The organism is Streptacidiphilus monticola, assembly GCF_042658505.1.
Taxonomy (GTDB): Bacteria; Actinomycetota; Actinomycetes; order Streptomycetales; family Streptomycetaceae; genus Streptacidiphilus; species Streptacidiphilus monticola.
Genome location: NZ_JBHSQJ010000117.1, coordinates 1 through 16,909, shown reverse-complemented (window position 1 = coordinate 16,909; position 16,909 = coordinate 1). Strand labels below are relative to the sequence as shown.

Genomic DNA, 16,909 nt, shown 5'->3' with positions numbered 1-16,909 from the left:
CTCCGTCAGCCCAGCCGGTTCGCGAGGGTGCGCAGCGTGTGCTGCGCACCCTTCGTGCTGTCGACGGCGCGGGAGAAGCCGTCGACGCGGACCAGGACCAGCCGGTTGCCGCGCTGGACGAAGAGCTCCTGGGCGTCGGAGGGCAGGTTCGCCGGGTCGGCCAGGCGGGTGCCCTCGCGGAGCGTCGTCAGGTAGGAGACGCCGCCGCGGACGGTGGCGGTGCGGTCGACCCGGGCGGTGATCCGCCGGCCGGTCACGACGTCGGTCAGGTGCGCGGCGTTGAGGCGCTTCCGGCAGCCGGCGTAGCCGCGCTCCACCTTGGCCAGGGCGGCCTTCGCGGCGGCCGTGCTCCGGAAGTGGAAGACGATCTCCGAGCCGGAGACGTGGCGCACCCGGGTGCGGTAGCTGAGCGCCGAGACGGAGGTGCTGTGCTGCTCCTTGGTGGGTCGGTCAGGCTGGGCCGCGGCTCGGGCTCGGCTCCGGCGCCTCCGCCGATCAGCCGGAGCCGGCTCCGCGCCGTGGAGAGGGCGCTGAACAGCACCTGCCACCACGGCCGGGCTCCTCCCGGCAGCACCGCGCTCAGGCTCCCTCGTCCCGCCCCCCAGCTGTGGGCGATCGCCGAGCGGGCATGATGCCTGCATGGCACACCAGGTCGCAGCACTCGCGTTCGACGGCATGGCCCCCTTCGAACTGGGCGTCGTGGTCGAGGTGTTCGGGCTTTCCCGACCAGAACTGGGCGAACGGGACTGGTACGAGCTGGCCGTCTGCGCCGAGCGGCCGGGCGAGCAGCTGCGTGCCGTCGGCGGGTTCTCGCTGCGGGCCGAGCACGGCCTCGACGTGCTCGCCGCGGCGGACACGGTGATCGTGCCGGGCGTGCCGAAGGCCGGGGGCGAGGTCTCGCCTGCGCTGGTGGCGGCGCTGCGCACGGCGCACGCGCGGGGCGCGCGGCTGGTCTCCATCTGCTCCGGCGCCTTCGCGGTCGCCGCGACCGGACTGCTCGACGGCCGCCGGGCGACCACCCACTGGCGCTACGCCCGCCTCCTCGCGGAACGGCACCCGGAGATCGAGGTGGACCCTGACGTGCTGTACGTCGACAACGGGGACGTGCTGACCAGCGCGGGCAGCGCGGCCGGCATCGACCTGTGCCTGTACCTGGTGCGCGCCGACCACGGTGCGGCCGTCGTCAACACCGTGGCCCGCCGCTTCGTGGTGCCGCCGCACCGCGAGGGCGGCCAGGCGCAGTTCATCGAGGCCGCGGTGCGTCCGGTCGGCGAGGAGCACGACGGCGTCGCACTCAGCATGGAGTGGGCGCTGCGACGGCTGCACCAACCGCTGACGGTGGCCGCACTGGCCCGGACCGCCTGCCTGTCCGAGCGTTCCTACCTGCGGCACTTCAGCCGCCGCAACGGCGTCTCGCCGATGAAGTGGGTCATCTCGCAGCGGATCGCGGCCAGCCTGCCGCTGCTGGAGTCCGGCGAGGGCACGGTGGACGAGGTCGCCGCCGCCGTCGGCTTCGACAGCGCGGCGACCTTCCGCCACCACTTCACCCGCGCCATGCGCACCACGCCCAGCGCCTACCGGCGCACCTTTGCCGGGGCGGGACGCTGACGCTCCGTCAGGAACCCTCGCCACGAGCCGCGTTGGCCAGGATCGCGTCGCGGATCCAGGCCGCGCCACCTGGGACGATCTTCTCGTAGTACTCGGTGAACCGGGGGTCGGCCAGGTACATCTCGGCCAGCCCGCGGTGGATGGTGTAGCTGCAGTCGTAGAAGTACCGGGTGATGTGCTGCCGGTGCGCCTCGGCGACGGCCATGCCCTCCGGGCTGTCAGGGGCGTGCCCCGCGGCGATCGCCTCGCCGATGCGCACGTTCAGCTCGTCGGCCTCCGCCTTGATCCGCATCCAGTCCTCCTTGCGGTACTGGCTCGCCCTGCGCTGCGACTGCTTCCAGGCGTCGGTCTCGCCCCAGCGCTCCTGGGCCTCCTCCTCGTAGTCGACGTAGTCCTCGCCGAAGACCTCGAACTTCTCCTCCGGGGTCAGGTTGATCCCCAACTTCCTCGCCTCCAGGGCTCGCTCCACGGCCGCCGCCATCTGCTGCAACCGGGCGATCCGGTCCGTCAGCAGGGCGTGCTGGCGGCGCAGGTGCTCGCTCGGGGGCGTACCAGCCGAGTCGTCCAGCACAGCGGCGATGTCGTCGAGGGAGAAGCCGAGTTCGCGGTAGAAGAGGATCTGCTGCAACCGGTCCAGGTCCGCGTCGTCGTAGCGCCGGTATCCGGCGGACGTGCGGGCGCTGGGGTGCAACAGGCCGACCTCGTCGTAGTGGTGCAGCGTGCGCACCGTCACCTTGGCCAGTCGGGAGACCTCTCCGACGGAGTAGCCCACGGCTCCGCCCTCCTTTCGCGACCAGCCTGCGGCCTCACGTCACGTGAGGGTCAAGCGCTGAGCAGCTCGCGCTCGCGGCGGTAGGTCAGCTGCTTGTCGAAGGCGACGACGGAGCCGGTGGTGGGGTGGTTGCTGATCTGGACGTGGTCGGTCAGCGCGCGGATGAGGAACAGCCCGCGGCCGCTCTCCGCGCCGCCGTCGGGCAGGGAGCGCCCCGCGTCGGAGGGGATGCGGGCCACCGGCCGGGGCCGGCGGCGCACGGGCCGTGGCGCGGGGCGGTCCGGGGAGGTCCAGTCGGTGCCGGAGTCGTTGACCTCGATGCGGAGCCGGTCACCGGAGATCGTCGCGGTGACCTGGAAGCTGTCGTCCTCGGCCCCGGTGGGTACGGCGTGCTCGACGGCGTTGGCGCAGGCTTCGCTGAGGGCGATGCTGACCTCGTGCGTCACCTCCGGGTCGACACCCGCGGTGGCCATGGTTCCGAGCAGGATGCGCCGGGCGAGCGGAACGCTTGCCGCTTCGCGGCGCAGGTGCAGTGTCCACCAGATGTCCACGGAAGCTCCTCCTGGCTCCGGCTCCACATACCTTCTGGTATTGCCTCGGCACAGCGCGATGAACCGCTCCGCGGTGATCTTTTCGCCCCCTTGGCGCACAGCGGCGCCCGTAGGGCGCCCGTGGGGCGCCCTACGGGGCGCGAGGAACTGCACGAGCAGCGCCGGTCCACGGAGGTCCGTCCCGCGCATGGGGTCGGACCTCCGTCGGTGGCGGGCTGGTCGCATCGGGGGCGCCTCCCGCCGTGGGGGGCGTCCCCGGCCGAAGGCTGGGGGAGGGTGGGGGATCCTCGCGCCCCCAGGGGGCGGTGGGGGGCCGGGGGGATGAGAGACTGGCGGGCGATGAGTCGGATGGCCTCTGCTGCGGTGGGCCTTCGCGTGATCCGGGCGGTGCCCTTCGCGACGGTCTGCCTCGTGGTGTCCGCCTTCGGTCACCGCCTCGCCGGAGGGGGTGACGTCCCGCTCACCACCCTGGCCCTCGGCTTCCTGGCCGTCCTCGGCGTCGCGACGCTGTCCGCAGGGCGCGAGCGCTCGCTGCCCGGCATCGCCGCCGGCCTGCTCCTCGGGCAGCTCGGACTCCACCTGATGTTCCATCAGACCGGCATGTCCGACAGCGCCATGGCCTCGATGAACTCCGCGGGCGCCATGGCCGGCACCCCGGGGCACCTGGGCCTCAGCCCACTGGACCAGCTCGCCGCGCGTCTGCTCTGCGGGCCGCTCCCCGCGGGCATGTCCTCGGCCGACATCGTCCGCTTCGCCGGGCTCGACCCCAACGGCTACTCGGCCGCCGCCCCGCACAGCGCCGCGTCCTGGCAGGGCATCACCCTCGTCATGGTCACCGGCCACCTCCTCGCCGCGCTCGTCGCGGCCTGGTGGCTGCGGCGCGGCGAGGCCGCGTGCTGGCGGCTGCTGCGGCTGGCGCTCGCGCCGCTCGCCGGCGCGCTGACGCTGCTGCTCGGGCTGGTCCCGGCCAACGGGGCCCAGCGGCCGGTCCGCCGCTGGGCCGCCGACGCCTGGCGGCTGCCCGCCGCGGCGACTCTGGAACACCTGCTCTCCCGGCGCGGTCCGCCGGTCCTCCTCCCTGCCTGACGTCCCGGCACCTTTGGCCCGTGCCCGGGGCGGTTCACCACTTCCGCATTACTTCCCGTGCATCCGTCACGTCTCTCAGGGAGAGAGTCCACCCATGTCTTCGACCATGCGCCGCCGCGGCGCGGCCCTCGCCGTCCTGTCCGCCGCCGGCCTGCTGCTGGCCGCCGGACCGGCGTCCGCGCACGTGACCGTCACCCCGAACACCGCCGTCCAGGGCGGCTACACCGAGGTCGCGTTCCACGTCCCGAACGAGCAGGACAGCGCCGACACCACGCAGGTCCAGGTCTTCCTGCCGACCGACCACCCGATCGCGTCGGTCTCCACGACCCCGGTCCCCGGCTGGGACGTGACCGTCACCAAGACCAAGCTGGCGAAGCCGATCACCACCGACGACGGCCAGGTCACCGAGGCCGTCTCGGAGATCACCTGGACCAAGGGCGCCATCCGGCCCGGCCAGTTCCAGGACTTCGCGGTCTCGCTCGGCCCGCTGCCGACCGACACCGACACGCTCACCTTCAAGGCGCTGCAGACCTACAGCAACGGCCAGGTCGTGCGGTGGATCCAGGAGGCGAAGGCGGGCCAGCCCGAGCCGGCCAACCCGGCCCCGGAGCTGAAGCTCACCGCCGCGTCCGGCTCGTCCGCCGCCCACGGCTCCGCCGACGCGACCGCCACCGCCGCGTCCGTCGCCGGGAAGAAGGAGGCGGCCGACACCACGGCCCGCTGGCTCGGCGCGGTCGGCATCGCCGTCGGCCTCGGCGGCGCGCTGCTCGGCTTCTTCGGCTGGCGCCGCAAGGCGTCCTGACGCCTCGTGACCTGACAGGCCCTCAGGTCCGCCCCGTGCCCTCGCGGTACGGGGCGGACCCGGCACCACCCCGCACCCCCTTCGCCTTCCGCACGACGCCAAGAAACGGACCGCCCCGTGTCCTCCCAGCCCACCACCCGCCGCGCCCTGCTGCTCGGTTCGCTCGCCGCCTCCGCCGCCCTCGTGCTGTCCGCCTGCGGCTCCTCCGGCGGCAGCGCCGCGTCCGCCTCCGCAGGGGACGCCCGGCCCAGCCACCTGGCCGCGTCCAGCGCCTACCAGGGCACCGCGCTGCAGCGCACCTTCGCCAAGCCCGACGTCACCCTCACCGACACCAGCGGCAAGCCGTACGACCTGGCCAAGGCCACGGCCGGCAAGGCCGTACTGCTCTACTTCGGCTACACGCACTGCCCCGACGTCTGCCCGACGACCATGGGCGACATCGCCGTGGCCGTGAGCAAGCTGCCCAAGGCCGACCAGCAGAAGATCGCAGTCGTCTTCGTGAGCACCGACCCGGCGCGGGACACCCCGTCCGAGATGCGCTCGTGGCTCGACTCCTTCAACCCCGCGTTCGTCGGCCTGACCGGCGACATCAACACGATCATCGCGGCCGCGAAGAGCGTGGGCGTGTTCGTGGCCGCGCCGGTGAAGGGCCAGGAGCCGGTGCACGGCGCCCAGGTGCTCGCCTTCCTGCCGACGGACGACAAGGCGCACGTCCTCTACACCAGTGGCACGCCCTCCTCCGTGTTCCGGCACGACCTGCCGCTTCTGGTCAAGGGCGTGGCATCGTGAGGACGGCACTGCTGCGGGGCACGGCCGCCGTGCTGCTCACCGCCGCGGCCGCGGGCTGCTCGTCGGCGACCGCCACCACGTCGTCCGCACCGCCCGGTTCACGGATCAGCGTCAGCGGCGCCTACATCCCGCTGCCGGCCGGCGGCTCGACCGAGATGGCCGCGGGCTACCTGGTGCTGCGCAACACCGGCGGCCAGGCGGACACCCTGACGGGCGTCAGCAGCCCCCAGGCCGCGAGCGTCACCATGCACCAGAGCACCGCCACCACGATGCAGCCGCTGGACGCGGTACCCGTCCCCGCGCACGGCACCGTCACCTTCGCCCGGGGAGGACGGCACCTGATGCTGATGGGCCTCGCGGAGACCCCGAAGGTGGGGCATCAGGTGCAGCTGCGCCTGGAGTTCAAGGACGCCGGTACGGTGACCGTCTCGGCGACCATAGAGCCGCTCACCTACCAGCCGCCCGGCAGCTGAGGAGCCCCGCCGTGCCCACGCTCTTCCGACGCCTCGCCGTGCTGCTCGCGGCGGTGGCGGCGCTGCTGTTCACCGCGGGGGGGACCGCCTCCGCGCACGCGGCCCTGCTCTCCACCGACCCGGCCCAGGGGTCGGTGCTGGCGACCGCGCCCAGCGCGGTGACGCTGCACTTCAGCGAGACGGTGGTGCTGGAGACCGACGCGATCCGGGTCTTCGACCCGGCCGGCAAGCGGGTCGACAACGGCGCCTCCGGCCACGCCGGTTCCGACGCCTCCACGGCGCGCGTCGCGCTGAGCGCCGCGCTGCCCCAGGGCACCTACACGGTGGCGTGGCGCGTCGTCTCCGCGGACAGCCACCCGGTCGCGGGCGCGTTCACCTTCTCCTTCGGTCATGCCTCGGCGACCTCGGTGACGGCCGGACCGAGCAGCGGCGACGCGCTCGTCGGCTTCCTCTACGGGGCGTCAAGAACCGTCCAGTACGCGGCGTTCGCGCTGCTGTTCGGATCGGTGGGGCTGGTGCTGCTGTGCTGGCCCGGGGGCCTGCGGGTGCGCGGCATCCCCCGCCTGGCCCTCGCGGGGTGGACCGGGCTGCTGGTCGCCTCCATCGCCCAGCTGCTGCTGCGCGGACCGTACGAGGCGGGGACGGGCGTGGGGAAGGCGGTGGACCTGACGGTCCTTCAGCAGGTGCTGGGGGAGCGGCTGGGGACGTTGCTGGTGGTGCGGGTGCTGCTGCTGGCCGCGATGGGCGTCTTCCTCGCCCTGCTGGGCGGTGCGCTGGAGGACCGCCGCCAGCGGGCCGGCCTGGGGGCGGGTGCGGCCCTGCTGGCCGTCGGCCTGGCCTGCACATGGGCGCTCGGCGACCACGCCTCGGTGGGCATGCAGGCGGCACTCGCGGTGCCGCTGGACGTCGTCCACCTGCTCGGCATGGGCCTGTGGCTGGGCGGCCTCGCGGCGGTGTGGCTGGGCCTGCGCGCGGACATGCCGGTGGCCGCGGTGAACCGCTTCTCGCGCATCGCGCTGGTGTGCGTCACGGCCCTGGTGGCCACGGGCGTCTACCAGTCCTGGCGCGGCGTCGGCTCCTGGGGCGCGCTGACGTCCACGACGTACGGCCGGCTGCTGCTGGTCAAGGTCGGCCTCGTCCTCGTCATCCTCGCCGCCGCCTGGATCTCCCGCCGCTGGGTCGCGCTGCTCCGCACCGACCCCACCCCCGCCCCCGTTCCCACCGACCCCGCCCCGCCCCACGCCGAAGGCGAGCGGGCAACGGACGAAGCCGAATCGCCGAGCGGCGAAGCCGCGGCTGCTGTGGGGGCGGACTCCCGCCACGGCGAAGTGCCGCTCCGCGCCAGTGGCACGCGGCCACCCCAGGCATCCGGCCCGGAGGAAATGCTGCGCGCCGAAGGCACTGCAGTGGAAGGGGAAACGGAAACTGACGCCACGTCAACAGTCTGCGGCAGCGTCGAAGCTCGCGCGGGACACCGCCCCAAGACCTCGGCGCTCCGCGCCGAAGGCGCACGGGCGACGGGGGAGGCTGGGCACGGGCGCGGTGAAGCCGCCACCTCCGGCACAGACGAGGCGGCGCCCTCCGCCGAAGGCGCCGGCTCAGCACGGGCGGCAGCCCCGGTGGGCGGCGATTCCGCGCACCGCGCGGAAGGCGCGGCAGCCCTGGGGGCGGCGGGCGCCGGTCGCGGCGAAGCCGCGGACCGCGCCGGTGGGGCGGCGGGGTCCGGCGGGGGCGGGGCACCGTCCACCGCGGAGGGCGGTACCGGGGGCGGGGGCGTGTCCGCGGAGCGGAAGGGGCAATTGGAGCGGCAGGCGCGGGCACGCGCCGAGGCCGCGGTGAGGCGGGAGCGGGAGGCCGCCCCGGCAAGGAGCATGCTGGGGCGCAGCGTCGCGCTGGAAGCGCTCTTCGCCGTCGTCGTCCTCGTCGTCACCACCCTGCTGACCAACTCCCCGCCCGGCCGCGCCGTCGCGGAGCAGCAGGCGGCCGCCGCCGTCAAGCCCGTGGACGTGACCCTCGCCTACGACACCGGCGGCAGCACCGCCGGTGCCAAGGGCAAGGTGACGGTCGACATCGACCCGGCCCGGACCGGGCTCAACACCGTGCACGTCTACCTCTACGACCGCACCGGCAGGCCCGTCGACGTCCCCGAGGTGGACCTCTCGCTCAGTCTCCCGGCCAAGAGCCTCGGGCCGCTCAACGTCCAGCTCACCAAGCTGGACATCGGGCACTGGGGCAGCACCAGCCTCTCCCTCCCGCTCCCCGGCACCTGGACGCTCAGCACGAGCATCCGCTCGGACGACATCGACGAGGCCACCGTGACCACAGCGGTCACCATCGGCTGACCCGGAAGTCCGACCCGCGCTCCACGCGCCAGGCGCCACGCAGGAAAGCGACATGACGAACCATCAGGCAGGACACCTCAGCCGCCGCAGCCTGCTCGGCGCGGCGGGGATCACCGGCGCGGTCGCCGCCGCGGCCGGCTTCGGGGCGGGCGAGCTGGTGGAGCCGAAGGCTCCCACCGCCCTCACCACCGTCGGCGGCGACGCCGTCCCGTTCCACGGCACGCACCAGGCGGGCATCGTGGAGCCGATGCAGTCGGTCCTGCACACGGCGGCGTTCGATCTCACCCCCGGCACCGGTCGCCCGGGGCTGACCGCGCTGATGAAGCGGTGGTCCGTCGTCGTCGCCGCGCTGACGCAGGGTCAGCCCGCGCCGGGGGCGCGGGAGGACCACGTCGCCACCGACGCGGGGCCCAACTCGCTCACGGTCACCTTCGGCTTCGGCGCGAGCGTGTTCGCCAAGGCCGGGCTTCAGGCGCGGCTGCCGGAGGCGCTCGCGCCGCTGCCCGCGTTCCCGGAGGACCAGCTGGACCGGGCCCGCAGCGACGGCGACCTCTGGGTGCAGGTGTGTGCGAACGACCCCCTCGTCGCCTTCCACGCGCTGCGGACGCTGCAGCGCGAGGCGGCGGGCAAGGCGACGGTCCGCTGGCAGATGAACGGCTTCAGCCGCTCCCCCGGCGCGACGGCGCACCCGCACACCGGGCGGAACCTGATGGGCCAGATCGACGGCACCAACAATCCCAAGCCCGGCGACGAGGACTTCGCCGCCAAGGTGTTCGTGCCCGCGGCGCAGGCCGCCCCGGCGTGGATGGCGAACGGCAGCTACGTCGTGTTCCGGCGGATCCGGATGCTGCTGGACAGCTGGGACCGGCAGAGCCTCACGGTGCAGGAGCGGGTGATCGGTCGTCACCAGGCAAGCGGCGCGCCCCTGTCGGGCGGGACCGAGACGACGCCGGTGGACCTGGAGAAGCAGAACCCGGACGGCTCGCTGGCGATCCCCGGGGACGCGCACGTGCGCGTGGCCGCGCCGGCCTCCAACCAGGGCGCGGCGATGCTGCGGCGGGGCTACAGCTACCACGACGGCTTCCGCCCGGACGGCGCCCCGGACGCGGGCCTGCTGTTCATCGCCTTCCAGGCGGACCCGCTGACGGGCTTCGTCCCGGTCCAGCGGAAGCTGGCCCGGGGCGACGCGCTGTCCCGCTTCGTCGTCCACGAGAGCAGCGCCCTGTTCGCCGTCCCCGGCGGAGCCGCGGAGGGCGGCTACGTCGGCCAGGCGCTGCTCGAGTAGCCGCGGGGGGCGGTGGTTGCATGGCGAGACGGGGACCCCGGCCTGCCGCCGAGTCGTTAACGTTGCATCAGACGTACCTGACGTCCCCGGAGGACCCGCTCATGGCCATCCCGCCCTCGCCGCTCTCGACCAACCGGTACACCTACCTCGGGCCGGAGGGCACCTTCACCGAGCAGGCGCTGCGCACCCTGCCCGAGGCGGCGACGCGCGAGCTCGTGCCCTCGGTCAGCGTGCCGGCCGCGCTGGACGCCGTGCGGAACGGGGAGGCCGCGGCCGCGCTGGTGCCGATCGAGAACTCCGTCGAGGGCGGCATCACCGCCACCCTCGACGAACTCGCCACCGGCCAGCCGCTGATGATCTACCGTGAGGTCCTGCTTCCGATCGCCTTCGCCTTCCTGGTCCGTCCGGGCACGAAGCTGGAGGACGTGAAGACGGTCACCGGCCACCCCGCCGCCCAGCCGCAGGTGCGGCGCTGGCTGGCGGAGCACCTGCCGACGGCGCACTGGGAGTCCGCGGCGAGCAACGCGGACGGTGCCCGCCTCGTGCAGGAGGGGCGCTTCGACGCGGCCTTCGCCGGGGAGATGGCGGGGCCGCTCTACGGCCTGGAGCCGCTGGCCACCGACATCCACGACACCGCGAACGCCACGACCCGCTTCGTGCTGGTCGGCCGTCCCGGCCGGACCTCCGCGCGGACCGGGGCGGACAAGACCTCGGCCGTCTTCTGGCTGGGCGACGACCACCCGGGCGCCCTGCTGGAACTGCTGCAGGAGTTCGCCGTCCGCGGCGTGAACCTGACCCGCATCGAGTCCCGGCCGACCGGGAACGGCCTGGGGCAGTACTGCTTCTCCGTGGACGCCGAGGGGCACATCACCGACCGCCGGGTCGGTGAGGCGCTGATGGGTCTGCACCGGATCTGCCCGCAGGTGCGGTTCCTCGGGTCCTATCCCCGGGCGGACGAAATCGCCCCGCAGATCCGCCGCGGCGTCTCGGACCAGGAATTCTCCGAGGCCGCCGACTGGCTCTCCCGGGCCCTGGACGGACGGCTCTGACACGGCGCGCCGGTTGTCCCCAGGTCGGCCTGAGTTATCCACAGGCGAATCCCCAAAGCTCCGAACAAGGTCATTTCGGACTTGTAGGGATTTGCAGGACCAGTTTCCGCTCCAGCCGCCTCCTGGATACCGAAAATCACGCAAACGGGCGTGAATTCAAGGTTTGACGAGCTGAGAACCCGTTCCGGGCCCGCGCTGCGCGATCTCCACAGCGGTGGGGTTGTCCACAGGCCCTGTGGACAACCCCACTTGGTCATTTGTCGAGAAAGTCGAAGGTGTACCCCTGGGCCACCAGCTTCGGCAGCAGCTGGGCGAGCGCCGCCACGGTCTGCCCGCGGTTGCCGCCGCCGTCGTGCATCAGCACGATCGCGCCCGGGCGCAGCTGGGCCAGCACGTTGTGCACGATGCGGGGGACGCCGGGACGCTTCCAGTCCTCGCTGTCCGCGGACCAGCCCAGCGGACGCAGTCCTGCGGCGGCCGCGATGTGACGGTTCACCGGGGAGAAGTCACCGCCGGGTGCGCGGAACCAGCCCACCTGGGTGCCGGGGCCGCCGGCGGTCTCGATCATCGTCCGGGCGTCGAGGATCTCCCGGGTCTGGTTCTGCACGCTGGTCCGCGACATCTGCTCGTTGTGGGAGACGGTGTGGTCGCAGAGGCGGTCGCCCGCCGCGATGATCTGCTTGACCAGCTCGGGGTGGGCCTGGGCGTTCGGGCCTATCTGACAGAACGTCGCATGCGCGTGGTACTGCGCCAGCAGCGCGAGGATCTTCGGCGTCCACTGCGGGCTGGGCCCGTCGTCGAAGGTGAGCGCGATGTTCTTCTCGCCGGGCGCGTGCGCGATCGTGTACTCGATCCGCGGATCCACGGCGGCGTTGCCGCCGGAAGGGGCGATGTCGCCCGAGGTGGCGCGCGGCGTCGGGCTCGGGGTGGCGCCGCCCTGACCGCCCCCGCCGACCGCCCCCTGGCCGGCGGCCGAACTCGCGGACGGGGAAGCGGTTCTGCGGCTGTCCGCCGAGGTGTGACCGACGGCGGCACTGCCGCAGGCGGTCAGCGCCAGCAGCGCGCCCGCCGCGATCGTGCCCGTGGTCCAACGCCTGGTTCGGATGGCCATGTTCCTGTTCCCTTGCTCGACAACCCGACCCAGGGTGCCAGGCTGAAAATCAGCTGAGCGTGTCCTATCGCACAGCTGAGCCCGGTTGGCGACGAAGATGTGACAGAACCCACGCGAAGCCCGCGTGGCGCGGGAATCCGCAGGACGGCCGGGAGCCCCGGACCGGTACCCTCTACCTCGTGATTGACCTTCGCCTGCTCCGTGAGGATCCCGACCGTGTGCGCGCCTCCCAGCGCGCCCGAGGTGAGGACGTCGACGTCGTCGACGCCCTGCTCGCCGCCGACGAGCGGCGCCGGTCCTCCAGTTCCCGCTACGACGAACTGCGCAACGAGCAGCGGCAGTTGGGCAAGCTCGTGGCGAAGGCCACGGGCGAGGAGAAGGCGGAGCTGCTCAAGCGCACCGGTGCGCTCGCCGCCGAGGTCAAGGCCGCGAACGCGGAGCAGACCGAGGCCGAGGCGGAGACCGAGCGGCTGCTCAAGCAGCTGGCCAACTTCCTCAGCCCCGAGGTCCCGATCGGCGGCGAGGAGGACTTCGTCACACTGGAGGAGGTCGGCACCCCGCGCGACTTCGGGGCGGAGGGCTTCGAGCCCCGCGACCACGTCGAGCTGGGCCGCATCCTCGGCGCCATCGACACCGAGCGCGCCGCCAAGGTCTCCGGCTCGCGCTTCTACTACCTGACCGGCGTCGGCGCGCTGCTCGAACTGGCCCTAGTCAACCTGGCCATGGCGCAGGCCACCGAGGCCGGGTTCACCCCGATGATCACCCCGTCGCTGGTCAAGCCCCCCGCGATGGAGGGCACCGGCTTCCTGGGCCAAGCCGCGGAGAACGTCTTCTACCTCGAGCAGGACGACTTCTACCTGGTCGGCACCAGCGAGGTGACCCTGGCCGGCTACCACATGGACGAGATCCTGGACGCCGACCGGCTGCCGCTGCGCTACGCCGGCTTCTCGCCCTGCTTCCGCCGCGAGGCGGGCACCTACGGCAAGGACACCCGCGGCATCATCCGGGTCCACCAGTTCGACAAGGTGGAGATGTTCTCCTTCGTCGCCCCGGAGGACGCCGAGGCCGAGCACAAGCGCCTGCTGCAGTGGGAGAAGGACTTCCTCAACAAGCTCGGCCTGGCCTACCGCGTCATCGACGTGGCGTCCGGGGACCTGGGCGCCTCCGCGATGCGCAAGTACGACATCGAGGCGTGGATCCCGACCCAGGGCAAGTACCGCGAGCTGACCTCCACCTCCAACTGCGGCGAGTTCCAGGCGCGGCGACTGAACATCCGGATGCGCGGCGAGGACGGCAACCGCCCGCTGGCCACCCTCAACGGCACGCTGTGCGCGGTCCCGCGCACCATCGTGGCGATCCTGGAGACCCACCAGCTCGCCGACGGCTCGGTCGTCGTCCCCGAAGCACTGCGCCCCTACCTCGGCGGCCGGGAGATCCTGGAGCCCGTCGGCAAGTGAGCTCCACCGACCGGCCGTTCGACCTGATCGCCACCGACCTCGACGGCACGCTGCTGCGCTCGGACCACACGGTCTCCGAGCGCACGCGGCGGGCGCTCGCCCGGGCGGCGGAGGCGGGCGCCGCGCACATCGTGGTCACGGGCCGCAGCGCGGCCTGGACCCGGCCGACCCTGGACGCCATCGGCTACCGGGGCCTGGCCGTGTGCGGGCAGGGCGCGCAGGTCTACGACTCGTCGCGGCACCTGCTGCTGACCTCGATCACCTTGGACCGCGAGGTGGCCCGGGTCGCCCTGGCCAAGATCGAGGCCATGGTGGGCGACGTGGCCCTGGCCGCCTCCCGCGACGGCGTCGACGGCGAGGTCCTCACCGGCCCCGGCTACCGGATAGTGGGCGACGCGCTGGACTGCGTCCCGGTCGCCGCCCCCGAGGAGTTCTGGGCGCGGCCGATCAGCCGGCTGTTCATCCAGCACCCCTCGCTGGGCGACGACGAGTTGGCGGACGCGGCGCGCCAGGCGACGGGCGGCCTGGTCGACGTGGTCGTCTCCGGCGCGGGCTTCGTCGAGATACTGCCGGTCGGCCTGACCAAGGCGGCCGGGCTGCGGCTCGCCGCCTCGCGCCTCGGGCTCTCCGCCCGACGTGCCATCGCCTTCGGCGACATGCCCAACGACGTGCCCATGTTCCGCTGGGCGGGCCACGGCGTGGCCATGGCGGATGCCCACCCGGAGCTGAAGGCCGTCGCGGACGAGGTCACCCTCTCCAACGACGCGGACGGCGTCGCGGTGGTCCTGGAACGCCTCTTCGGCTGAAGCCCCGGCCTCTCAGGCGGTCGGCCCTTGTCGCGCCGCCTCGGTTCGTGCCTTCCCGGCGGACAGCCCCGCCGCGTCGCGAACCTCCCCGCGTCCGCCTCGTCGAGCGCGACGCCCCTTGCCACCCGCCCGCGGCCGCGACGGTGGCGCGCGGTCTGGGCCGTGAGACAGCGCACGCGCGTCGGCGGAGGTCGACCCGGCCCTCTGGGGGTCCGGGCGGGCGCCGGCCTCGGAGGCGGGGCCGGATGGGCGACGCGGCGGCGCCGCTCAGGATCGCGAAGGCCGCGGCTCCAGCACCGACAGGTCCAACTCCCCTGCCACCGGGGCGGCTACCGCCGCCGCGGACCAGCGGGCCGCCGTCTGGAGCATCGCCTCCCAGCCCTGTTCCTCCGCCAGGCCGCGGGCCAGCGCCGCGACGACGGCGTCGCCCGCGCCGGTGGGGTTGCCGGCGACCCTACGCGGCGGAGCCACCGCCACGACCCGGTCCGGCAGGACGGCCAGCAGGCCCTCCGGGCCCCGCGAGACCACCACCGCGCCCGCACCGGCTGCTATCAACTTCCCTGCGGCGGCCACGGGTTCGGCGATCCCGGTGGCCTCCCTCAGCTCCGCCGCGTTGGGCTTGAGCAGGTCGGCACCGGCCCGCGCGGCGGCGAGCAGGGCCTCGCCGGTCGTGTCGACGATCACCGGGACCTTCGCCGCGCGAGCGCTCCGGACCACATCCGCCATCCGCTCCGCCGGCCCTGCCGGCGAACCCGAGCAGACGAGGACCCGCGCCTGACGCAGCGTCACCTCCAGCAGCGCGAGCAGGGCCGCCCACTCCCCGTCGGACAGCGGCACGCCCGGCTCGTTCAGCAGCGTCGGCTCCGCGCCGTCCGCCGGGACGACGGCGACCGTGCGGCGGGTGCCACCGCGCACCGGGAGCAGGCCGTGGGGCACGCCCGACCCGGCCAGCTCGGCCCGGAATGCCTCGCCCACGAGCCCCCCGACCGGGGCCAACGCCAGGGTGGCGCATCCCAGTTGGTGCAGCACGCGGCTGACGTTGAGCCCCTTGCCGCCCGCCCGCTCGTGCACCGTCCGGACCCGGTGGGTGGTCCCCGGCACCAGCGCGTCCACCTGGTGGCTGAGGTCCAGCGCGGGGTTGGGGGTCAGCGTCACGATCACGGTGCGCTCCCTGATCTGCTCGAAACTGCTCGCCATGCGGATGCTATAGGCAGTTTCAAGCAGTCCGATCCCCCTTGTTAGGATGAGCCGTCCAGCAGTCACACCACTTGCACGGGATCAGGAAGGGGTCGAGCCGATGCGCACCGTGACCCCTGCGACGGCCATCCTCTCCGTCGTCCCCCGACTGCTGGACGCCAAGATCAAGTGCCCCGGTAGCTGACGCCGCCTCAGTCGGGCGTCACCGGACCACTTCTGCCTCCCTGCCTGCCGCGCTGTTCCCCGCCGGCCGGGCCGCGCCGCGGTGCGCCTCGACACGCTGCCTTTCCCCGGTCCTTCTCCCTCGAAAGACACGCATGTCCCGCACCACGCTGTCGCCCGCGTCCACCGTCCGTACCCCCGCGCTCGTGCGCGTCGTGGCCCACCCGGTCACCGCGCTCGTGGGCATCCTGCTGGTCTCGCTCAACATGCGGGCCGCCCTCTCGGCGGTCTCGCCGCTCCTGGACGACGTCAGCCGCGACTACGACCTCTCCGCCACGGCCGGCGGCCTGCTGACGACCCTTCCGGTCCTGCTCATGGGCGCCACCGCCCCGTTCGTGCCACGGCTGGTCCGGCGACTCGGCACCGAGCGGGTGGTGGCCGCCGCCTTGCTCCTGCTGGCCGTCGGCGTGCTGCTGCGAATCGCGGCGGGCGCGTGGGCGCTCTTCGCCGGCAGCGTCGTGCTGGGCACGGCGATCGCGCTGCTCAACGTGACCATGCCCGGGCTGGTCAAGCGCGACTTCCCGGACCGCGCGGCGGCCATGACCGGCGTCTACACCACCTCGATGATCGTCGGCGCGACGCTGGCGGCGGCGCTGTCCGTCCCGATGGAGCACGCCTTCGGCGGCTGGCGCGGCTCGCTGGCCTCCTGGGCGGTGCTCGCGCTGGTCGCGATAGCCGCCTGGCTGCCGCAACTGCGGAAGGCCCCGGCCGAGCACCGGCCGGCAACGACCGCCCCGAGGCTGCCGGGACTCTGGAACCGGCCGCTGGCTTGGCAGTTGGCGGTCTTCATGGGCATCCAGTCCCTGCTGTCCTACACCCTGATCGCCTGGCTTCCCACGGTGCTCACCAGCCAGGGCATGGCCCGCGGCACGGCCGGCGCGGTGTTCGCCTACAGCAACCTGATCCAGATCGCGGGCGCCTTCCTGGTGCCGCTGGCGGCGGGCCGGACCAGCGACCAGCGCAAGCTGGTGGCGCTGATGGTCACCTGCAACGCCGGCGGCATCGCCGACCTGCTCGCCGCCCCCGTGCCCGGCGCGTGGGCCTGGGCGACGCTGCTCGGCGTGGCCCAGGGCGGCGGCTTCGGCCTGGCGATGGCCCTGATCGTGCTGCGTTCGCCGAGCGCGTCGGTGGCGTCGCAGGCCTCCGGCATGGCCCAGATGGTCGGCTACTTCATCGCCGCGGCGGGCCCAGTGGGCTTCGGGGCGCTGCGGCAGCTGACGCACAGTTGGAATCTGCCCCTGGCCCTGCTCCTGCTCTGCTGCGCGATCGGCCTCACCGCCGGCCTCGGCGCCGGCAAGCCGAGGCAGCTGCGGTAACCCGCAGGGGCGCGGGGAACTGCGCGAGAACACACCACCCGGG

16 protein-coding genes are annotated in these 16,909 nt (G+C 73.5%); 11 read left to right on the top strand and 5 right to left on the bottom strand.

Annotation, left to right across the window (positions count from 1 at the left end):
• Positions 1 to 5 precede the first annotated feature (5 nt).
• Positions 6 to 392 carry a hypothetical protein gene (locus tag ACFP3V_RS24605; protein WP_380587470.1) on the bottom strand — a complete coding sequence of 129 codons (387 nt, stop codon included), beginning with the start codon at positions 390 to 392 and terminating at the stop codon, positions 6 to 8.
• 247 nt (positions 393 to 639) lie between these two features.
• Between ACFP3V_RS24605 and ACFP3V_RS24600 the strand changes: the two genes are divergently transcribed.
• The gene (locus ACFP3V_RS24600) at positions 640 to 1,608 is read left to right on the top strand and encodes a helix-turn-helix domain-containing protein (protein WP_380587467.1); all 969 of its coding nucleotides are present in this window, start codon (positions 640 to 642) and stop codon (positions 1,606 to 1,608) included.
• A gap of 7 nt (positions 1,609 to 1,615) precedes the next feature.
• On the opposite strand, the gene ACFP3V_RS24595 is transcribed toward ACFP3V_RS24600, so the two are convergent.
• Both ACFP3V_RS24595 and ACFP3V_RS24590 read right to left on the bottom strand, forming a co-directional pair.
• Positions 1,616 to 2,380, bottom strand: a complete 765-nt coding sequence (locus tag ACFP3V_RS24595; protein ID WP_380587464.1) for a MerR family transcriptional regulator — start codon at positions 2,378 to 2,380, stop codon at positions 1,616 to 1,618.
• Between the two features lie 50 nt (positions 2,381 to 2,430).
• Positions 2,431 to 2,931, bottom strand: a complete 501-nt coding sequence (locus ACFP3V_RS24590; RefSeq protein WP_380587461.1) for an ATP-binding protein — start codon at positions 2,929 to 2,931, stop codon at positions 2,431 to 2,433.
• A 339-nt stretch (positions 2,932 to 3,270) separates the two neighbouring features.
• Between ACFP3V_RS24590 and ACFP3V_RS24585 the strand changes: the two genes are divergently transcribed.
• The 7 genes from ACFP3V_RS24585 (at position 3,271) to pheA (ending at position 10,757) form a co-directional block, all read left to right on the top strand.
• Positions 3,271 to 4,017 (top strand): hypothetical protein, encoded by a 747-nt coding sequence (locus ACFP3V_RS24585; RefSeq protein WP_380587458.1) that lies wholly within the window; start codon positions 3,271 to 3,273, stop codon positions 4,015 to 4,017.
• Positions 4,018 to 4,111: 94 nt separating this feature from the next.
• A complete protein-coding gene (locus ACFP3V_RS24580; RefSeq protein WP_380587455.1) occupies positions 4,112 to 4,819 on the top strand; it encodes a YcnI family copper-binding membrane protein in 708 nt (235 codons plus the stop codon).
• Between the two features lie 117 nt (positions 4,820 to 4,936).
• Complete coding sequence (locus ACFP3V_RS24575) at positions 4,937 to 5,608, top strand: SCO family protein (RefSeq protein WP_380587452.1); 672 nt, start codon at positions 4,937 to 4,939, stop codon at positions 5,606 to 5,608.
• Positions 5,605 to 6,081, top strand: a complete 477-nt coding sequence (locus ACFP3V_RS24570; protein ID WP_380587449.1) for a copper chaperone PCu(A)C — start codon at positions 5,605 to 5,607, stop codon at positions 6,079 to 6,081. The genes ACFP3V_RS24575 and ACFP3V_RS24570 overlap by 4 nt, the downstream gene beginning before the upstream one ends.
• Positions 6,082 to 6,092: 11 nt before the next feature.
• The gene (locus ACFP3V_RS24565; protein WP_380587446.1) at positions 6,093 to 8,423 is read left to right on the top strand and encodes a copper resistance protein CopC; all 2,331 of its coding nucleotides are present in this window, start codon (positions 6,093 to 6,095) and stop codon (positions 8,421 to 8,423) included.
• Between the two features lie 52 nt (positions 8,424 to 8,475).
• Positions 8,476 to 9,708, top strand: a complete 1,233-nt coding sequence (efeB, locus tag ACFP3V_RS24560; RefSeq protein ID WP_380587444.1) for an iron uptake transporter deferrochelatase/peroxidase subunit — start codon at positions 8,476 to 8,478, stop codon at positions 9,706 to 9,708.
• Positions 9,709 to 9,809: 101 nt separating this feature from the next.
• Positions 9,810 to 10,757 carry a prephenate dehydratase gene (gene pheA, locus ACFP3V_RS24555; protein WP_380587441.1) on the top strand — a complete coding sequence of 316 codons (948 nt, stop codon included), beginning with the start codon at positions 9,810 to 9,812 and terminating at the stop codon, positions 10,755 to 10,757.
• A 253-nt stretch (positions 10,758 to 11,010) separates the two neighbouring features.
• Here the strand turns inward: pheA and ACFP3V_RS24550 are convergent, their stop codons facing one another.
• A complete protein-coding gene (locus ACFP3V_RS24550) occupies positions 11,011 to 11,868 on the bottom strand; it encodes a polysaccharide deacetylase family protein (protein WP_380587438.1) in 858 nt (285 codons plus the stop codon).
• A gap of 179 nt (positions 11,869 to 12,047) precedes the next feature.
• Between ACFP3V_RS24550 and serS the strand changes: the two genes are divergently transcribed.
• Both serS and ACFP3V_RS24540 read left to right on the top strand, forming a co-directional pair.
• Complete coding sequence (gene serS / locus ACFP3V_RS24545; protein WP_380587435.1) at positions 12,048 to 13,325, top strand: serine--tRNA ligase; 1,278 nt, start codon at positions 12,048 to 12,050, stop codon at positions 13,323 to 13,325.
• Positions 13,322 to 14,131, top strand: coding sequence for an HAD family hydrolase (locus ACFP3V_RS24540; protein ID WP_380587432.1), 810 nt, complete (start codon positions 13,322 to 13,324; stop codon positions 14,129 to 14,131). Before serS ends, ACFP3V_RS24540 begins: the two co-directional genes overlap by 4 nt.
• A 267-nt stretch (positions 14,132 to 14,398) precedes the next feature.
• Here ACFP3V_RS24540 and ACFP3V_RS24535 read toward each other — a convergent pair whose 3' ends face one another.
• Positions 14,399 to 15,328 carry a 1-phosphofructokinase family hexose kinase gene (locus ACFP3V_RS24535; RefSeq protein ID WP_380587429.1) on the bottom strand — a complete coding sequence of 310 codons (930 nt, stop codon included), beginning with the start codon at positions 15,326 to 15,328 and terminating at the stop codon, positions 14,399 to 14,401.
• 317 nt (positions 15,329 to 15,645) lie between these two features.
• Here ACFP3V_RS24535 and ACFP3V_RS24530 point away from each other — a divergent pair, with 317 nt between their 5' ends.
• A complete protein-coding gene (locus ACFP3V_RS24530) occupies positions 15,646 to 16,866 on the top strand; it encodes a CynX/NimT family MFS transporter (RefSeq protein WP_380587426.1) in 1,221 nt (406 codons plus the stop codon).
• Positions 16,867 to 16,909 lie beyond the last annotated feature (43 nt).